A 7,093-nucleotide genomic window follows, 5' to 3' on the forward strand; every position below is an offset into this window, starting at 1 on the left:
ATCTGGCTCCCTATAGGCATATTGAGCTTGTTCTTCCTAGTGGTTATATTCTTTATTAGCCGAGAAAACAAGAAAAAGACCGCATTTCTCCGCACCACCGAGGAGCAAAATCAAAAGCTGGCCGACCAGGTGGAAGAGATTTCCCTGCTTAATGAAGAGCTGACTGCCATGAACGATGCCCTCCAGACCCGTGAGTCACTTCTCGAGGAGTTGTCAGAGGAAAAGGATTTCCAGCTGGCCAAAACCAAGATTTTACATCAACAGCTCCATGACCAGCACGAGGAGCTCCAGGAGGCATGGGATGCTGCCAAAAAGGCCAATGAGGCCAAGACAGCCTTTTTGTACAATATGAGCCATGATATCCGTACCCCACTCAATGCCATCATCGGCTTTACGGAGCTGGAGGAGCGGTCCTCAGAGGACACCATAAAAAATAAGCAATACCGCAAGAAAATCAAGATGGCCAGTCACCAGCTGCTGGATATCCTGAATAATGTGCTGGAAATGTCCCGCATTGAAAGCAAGAAGCTGGTCATTGATGAAGGGCTGACGGATGCGGTGGAGTTGTTTGAGTCCTGCATGACAATATTTGAAGGGGAAATGAAAAACAAAAACCAGCATTTCTCCAGCTCCTGTGACATCAAGCACCGGTATCTGTATATAGACCGAACCCACGTGGCCGAGATAATCATGAATCTCTTCAGCAATTCCGTAAAATATACCCCGGAGGGCGGCAGTATCTTTGCCGGTGTCAGGGAGCTGCCGGGAAATAAGGATGGGGAATGTATTATTGAATTCACCGTGCGGGATAACGGCATAGGCATGTCCAAGGAATTTGTAAGCAAAATCTTTGAGCAGTTCTCTCAGGCCCGCACCAGCTCCCAAAGCGGTATTCAGGGTACCGGGCTGGGCATGGCCATTGTAAAAAGCATGATAGACATCATGGGCGGCACCATTTCAGTCAACAGCGAGCTGGGTGAAGGAACGGAAATGACCTTCAGACTGCCCCACCGCATCGGTGAAGCCCCTGAGGGTGCTGACGAAAGCAGTGTTCTTCCGGAGGTACTGGATTTCAGCGGAAAACGGATTTTGATGGCCGAGGATAATGATCTGAATGCAGAAATTGCCATGACCCTGCTGGAGGACAGCGGCTTTGCCGTGGAGCGGGCCAAGGACGGTCAGGAATGCGTTGATATGCTGGCAGACCACGACGCCAATTATTATGACATTATCCTTATGGATGTTCAGATGCCAAAGCTAAATGGCTATGAAGCCACGCAGAAAATCAGGGAAATGACGGATGCGGACAAGGCCAATATTCCAATCGTTGCCATGACTGCCAACGCCTTCAAGGAAGACCAGCAGCAGGCACTGGATATGGGCATGAACGGCCACCTGGCCAAGCCAATTGATATCAGTAAGGTCTTCGGAACCCTGAAGGAATTGTTGTTTGACAAAAAATAGCATAAAATGATAAGCGCAAAAAAGGCTCCGGATTCGGAGCCTTTTTCTTGTGCGTTTTTAAGTCAAAAATTCAGGACCAAAGCTCATGGGGAGCAGCTCCCCCAAGGTCATTTCCTGATAATCCGTCGTGGATTTGGCCATAATGACCGTGATTTCCTGGGGATTGCCGAATTCCCGCATTACCTGGCGGCACACACCGCAGGGAGCACAATAATCCTGTATTTTTCCATCGGCCCCCCCCACTATGGCCACTGCCACCAGCTTGGCGGCCTTATCCTGGGCTATGGCATGGAAAATAGCATTTCTCTCCGCACATATCCCCGCCGGATAGGAAGCATTTTCCACATTCACCCCGGTGTACACCTTCCCATCAGACATCAGCACCGCCGCTGATACATGAAAATGGGAATAGGGTGCATAGGCATGGGAAATATTATCCAGTGCTTTTTGTATGAGATTCTTACGGTCAAAATCTGTAGTTAAAGTATAATTGTACATATTATCTATCCACCTATAATAATACCTTTGTTACAATTAGTATTGCGTTTTTCAGAGGACTTCTTTAGTTATCATATCGGCATTTGTGCGGATTATTTCCATATACTCGGCAACTTCTTCATCTGAAAATCCATTTACACTCTCTATCTCATAACTTGGCAAATAACAGGTCATATCATGAAAACAGTCATTTGCATCTGGTTTTTCCACATAAACCTTTACTCTATTATCAGGCAACATTTCAGAATGAACGATCTCTGTATTATCTTCCAGTGTCATAAAAGGATACATCATAATCTCGCACCTCTCTTTCAAAATTAATTATTATCATTACCAACTCCTTCACCATCAGTTTATCACAAAACATCAGCAATTTCTTCAGAGTTTCTCTTTATCTGGGCCACCTGCTCCATAATCAGCTTTACTGTAGGCATTTTATCCCTAAACAGCACGCTCACTCCCCCGCCAAAATTCTTGAAGGGCTGCTGACTGAAGGTCTTTTTCACATCCACAATATTACCATTCTTCACAATATAAGTAATAATCATGTTCACAAAGTCAATCTGCTTACTATTAAGATTACCTTTAGAAATAAAATCACTAAAGGCCTCATTTACCGCCGACTGTTCCATACCGACGATTTCACGAACCAACAGGCCAATAGGCTTTTCGCCATAATCCTTGGTATATTCGTCCTTTGTTCCCAGCTCCTGCCACAAAATGTCCTCCAGCATTTTCATGTCCACAGAGGTCAATGGCTTATTATTGCGCAGCTTATACACCGCCAAGGTATCCTCATGCCCTTTCAGATAGCTCCGGACCCGTTCCCTATATGGCTTTAACTGGGTGCCGCCACTCAATGGCTCCCCTGGGTTAATAGCGGTGAAGTTATCTTCAAAGTGGGAATAATATATCTTCTGCTTATCCTTATCAATGAACTGCATCAGCTCTCTCAGAGCTTCTCGGGCCTGCTCATAGTCCGGCAGTCTGGCTTCATTCCAATATTCATCCCTCAGCACCCCCTCAATCAGCTCACGCCTGGCGGCTACCTGGGGAATGGTATACTTCTTTGTCAGCATTGTACAGCTCTCCACCACAATACTTTTTGGCTTATCTATACTGGTCTTATTAAGATTGCCCAGCATAATGCTGTACATCACATAATCAAACCGCCGGGCCAGCTCATCCTTATCCTTTGGCATAATAATCGGAGCAATCTTGTTTTTTATTTCTGCAACCTTTATCTCATCCAAATCCTGCCAATTATTTATATCCCGATAGGTGGCCACCTGTTCCCGGCGCATCTTTACCCGGAAGCTGTCATCGTTCAAACTGGTCACATCATGACACATATCCTCTGCTAATGATCTTCTGAAAGCTGCATATTCCTCATCAACAGTATATTCTGCTTCCTGCAAGGAACGCAATATTTCCGTTTTAGTATTGAAAATCCGTTCCACCAAAGTAAGCTGTTTACTATTTTCCTGACCGTTGGTATTTTCCCTAAAGAAATCAAAATTACCGCAGAAATCAAAAATCAGAAACTTCTCCTTATCCTGCCCCGGTCCAAACAAATCCTTGCAAAGACGGGTTCCACGGCCAATCATCTGCCAGAATTTGGCATAGCTCTTAACCTTCTTGTAAAACACCAAATTAAGGATTTCCGGCACGTCAATACCCGTGTCCAGCATATCCACTGACACTGCAATTTGCGGGTATTTTTCCTTGGTACTGAACTCAGCCAGCAGGCTGTCTGCGTACTTAATGCTATAATCAATTTCCTTGATAAAAGCCCCGCCGTATTCCGGAAACAATGTATTAAACCGCTCAACTATCGCCTTGGCATGACGGCTGCTTCGGGCAAAGATAATCGTCTTGCCTAAAATATCCCCACCGGACACCTTCAAGCCCTTGTCCATAAGCTCTTTAAGCATGTTGTCTATGGTATCCTGATTAAACAGCCACTTATTTACCGCAGTATTGGGCACTTCCTTAGTAACACTGATGGCAGGATCATCAGCAAAGGTTTCCTCAAAATGACGCTTATCCTCCTCGGAAAGCTCATCATAATGAACACCATTCTCCATTATCTTGTCCTTGTACTCCATAGTGCTGTAGGTTACCAAATATTTCTCTGCCACGGCCGTATCCAGCTCATAGGCATAGGTGGGATTCCCCTTCTCCAAATCAAACACCCCATAGGTGTCCTTGTCAATCTCGCTCTTTGGCGTTGCCGTCAGCCCCACCAGCATGGCATCAAAATAATTAAAAATATCCTGATACTTGTTATATACGGAGCGATGGGCCTCGTCCAAAATAATGAGGTCAAAGTGCCCGGGCGTAAACAGGCGGCTGCCATCCCTGCTCTTGGTCACATCAATAGCATTCATTATGGTGGGATAGGTGGAAAATATCATGCGGCATTGCTCAGGATCATCCTTATTTTCCAGGAGATTACAGCAGGTGAGATTGGGCAGCAATTCCACAAATTTGCCCTGAGCCTGCCGGACCAAAGCCGTTCTATCCGCCAAAAACAGAATATTCTTCACATAATTATGCTTTAATAACACATCCACCAAGCTGATGGCCACTCTGGTTTTCCCCGTACCGGTGGCCTGAACCACCAAAAATTTGCGATGATGATTGGTGATATCCTCACAAATAGCAATAATGGCTGCTTTTTGGTAGGGCCTGTCGGTAATTTTTTCATCTATTTCAATATTGTTCAGCGGTATCCGGCTCTGCCGTCTGTCCAGCTCCAGCTGCAGCTCATCCTGAGTAAAGAAGCCCGATACCGGCCGCCGTGCCTCCTGCATATAGTCATTGGTATAGAAAATCTCAAAGCCGTTGGTAGTAAATATTAACGGTCGACGGCCATACTGCTTTTCCAAACAATCTGCGTATAGCTTTGCTTGCTGACTCCCCACCAATGAATCCACCGACGCCTTTTTGGCCTCTACCACCGCCAGTGGCAGCTGATCCTGTCCGTACAGCACATAATCCACAAAGCCCTGTCCCGTCGTATTTGGCATACCATCTACTGGAACCTCTGGATAACAATTAGGGAACATCACCCCAGACTCTGCTATACGCCAGCCAGCATCCATCAATGCCACATCAATATACTTTTTCCTGGTTTCCGCTTCGCTGATTTTATCTATCTGGAAGGTGCGCTGCTGTTGATTGCTTTCCTTCATCTGCTGGAGCTGGGCCATTAACTCCTTGTTGGCTTTGGTCAGCTCCTCGATACTCTGGGTCTTGCTATTTAATTTATCCGCCAGCTCCTGAAGCTGTTCCTTGGTCTGACGCTCAGACTCTGAGGAAGGCAAAATGCTGACATCGAATTCCTTCTGCTCATATTCCTCCGAATAAGAAAAGTCTATCCAATCGCAGAAATTATGGAGGTTGCGCAATGCCAATACAGCATCATCACGTCTGATGGGGCTGTTGGAATGTACCGCAGTATTACCCAAATGAACAATAAACTTTATCAAACGGAATAGGTCGAGGCCAATAATATCTTTAAAATCATGGTTATGAATAAGGGCGGACAAGGTCTCCCTATAGGGATTATTTAGCTCCGGCTCTATGGAATAAATAAATTTTACCCCTAATTCCAACGCCTTACGGGCATGAATAGCCGCACTGGCAGGCGACACTGCCAGACACCGCTCAGCCTCCACCGCTGCTTGGGCAAAATGCTCATATCCATTTTTCTCCAACAAATGCTCAAAATTCGATGCCATACCGGGCACCCCCATTTTAATTTTTATAACAATGCACTAACATCAATGATTTTGCTTATGTCAGCAAAATCATAATCTTTCCATATTTGCAAGGGAACACTCCCGTTCATATTGCAATACTAAATTCTCATAATTAAAGAATTTCACATACTTCACAATTTCACTGTACATTGATCTTTCCATAAGTGAATTGAATTGTCTGCGTCTGCTTTCATCGGCAATTATATAAAAATCAGCGCGAAAATCCTGCAATTCGTAAAATTTATCCAGTGAATTTGATATATTCGTGGAATGTTCAACCTCATAGAATCGACTTGGCATTTTTCTTTCATTAAACCAAATAACATCTACAGTCTTTGCCCTGCTTGCCAAACAATCATAGGTAAATGGAGGCAGTTCATTTTCTGTAGTAATATCTGCCAACCGCTTTTCCAGAAATAGACGATTCTTGTCTTGGCTAGGAACATAAGTCTTGAAGTTATGCATATTACCAAGTTCAACAATTATTCCTTGATAGTATGAATGGTTGAATGCTTCTTCACTGTCCCTATTATTCTCTTGAATTTGAAATCTTCTTAAGACTTCATCTTTATATTCTGTCAGTGCCCACAGCCCAGGTTTAATTCTAAAAAATTCATCATTTACCTGAACTATTTGCCTGACACTGGCTTGTGGAGTCTTTGTTTTCCAAGAACTAAAATCCATAAGGTGATTTAATTGTTGAAATGTAGCATATCCACCATTTTCCTTCATGGTTTCAATCACTTGTTGCTTTTGTGTCATAGGGATGCTCCTATCAAAAAAACTCATATATCAAGCTGTTAAGTAAGTCTTAGTTTCGTCAAATGCATTAAAATCAACGATTTTCTTGAGGTCAGGAAAATCGTTGATTTTGCTAAATCAGCCATAATACTCCTGCATTAAGCTATCAAATAAGGTTTGGGTTTCATCAAGGGCTTTCTGAACGGCAACTTTTGGGAGAGGTTGTTATGCTGTTGCAAGCTGAAAGCGAAGCAAGAGCATTATAAACCTCCCCCTCGAGGCTGTCCCAAGAAGCCAAGTTGAAAACGAAGGCTGATTGGCTGACAGCTACCGGGATTTGTCGACTTAACCAAAATATTCTTGCATTAAGCTATCAAATAAGGTTTGGGTTTCATCAAGGGCTTTCTGAACGGCAACTTTTGGGAGAGGTTGTTATGCTGTTGCAAGCTGAAAGCGAAGCAAGAGCATTATAAACCTCCCCCTCGAGGCTGTCCCAAGAAGCCAAGTTGAAAACGAAGGCTGATTGGCTGACAGCTACCGGGATTTGTCGACTTAACCAAAATATTCTTGCATTAAGCTATCAAATAAGGTTTGGGTTTCATCAAGGGCTTTCTGAACGGCAA

General features: G+C 44.2%; 6 protein-coding genes. 2 read left to right on the forward strand and 4 right to left on the reverse strand.

What is annotated here, in order from left to right; all coding sequences use genetic code 11:
• Positions 1-1,464 (forward strand): hybrid sensor histidine kinase/response regulator (locus tag Q0Y54_RS10585; RefSeq protein ID WP_297967502.1); only part of this gene is annotated, 1,464 nt, incomplete at its 5' end.
• A gap of 57 nt (positions 1,465-1,521) precedes the next feature.
• Here Q0Y54_RS10585 and cdd read toward each other — a convergent pair.
• The 4 genes from cdd to Q0Y54_RS10605 form a co-directional block, all read right to left on the reverse strand.
• Positions 1,522-1,962 carry a cytidine deaminase gene (gene cdd, locus Q0Y54_RS10590; protein ID WP_297967505.1) on the reverse strand — a complete coding sequence of 147 codons (441 nt, stop codon included), beginning with the start codon at positions 1,960-1,962 and terminating at the stop codon, positions 1,522-1,524.
• A 51-nt stretch (positions 1,963-2,013) separates the two neighbouring features.
• Positions 2,014-2,241 (reverse strand): hypothetical protein, encoded by a 228-nt coding sequence (locus tag Q0Y54_RS10595; RefSeq protein WP_297967508.1) that lies wholly within the window; start codon positions 2,239-2,241, stop codon positions 2,014-2,016.
• Between the two features lie 77 nt (positions 2,242-2,318).
• Positions 2,319-5,708, reverse strand: coding sequence for a DEAD/DEAH box helicase family protein (locus tag Q0Y54_RS10600; RefSeq protein WP_297967511.1), 3,390 nt, complete (start codon positions 5,706-5,708; stop codon positions 2,319-2,321).
• A gap of 69 nt (positions 5,709-5,777) precedes the next feature.
• Entirely contained in the window at positions 5,778-6,491 is a 714-nt protein-coding gene (locus Q0Y54_RS10605; protein WP_297967514.1) for a hypothetical protein, read from the reverse strand.
• Between the two features lie 278 nt (positions 6,492-6,769).
• On the opposite strand from Q0Y54_RS10605, the gene Q0Y54_RS10610 reads away from it, so the two are divergent.
• A complete protein-coding gene (locus tag Q0Y54_RS10610; protein WP_297967517.1) occupies positions 6,770-6,943 on the forward strand; it encodes a hypothetical protein in 174 nt (57 codons plus the stop codon).
• Positions 6,944-7,093: the final 150 nt, after the last annotated feature.

The organism is uncultured Anaerovibrio sp. (assembly GCF_947302755.1).
Classification (GTDB): domain Bacteria; phylum Bacillota; class Negativicutes; order Selenomonadales; family Selenomonadaceae; genus Anaerovibrio.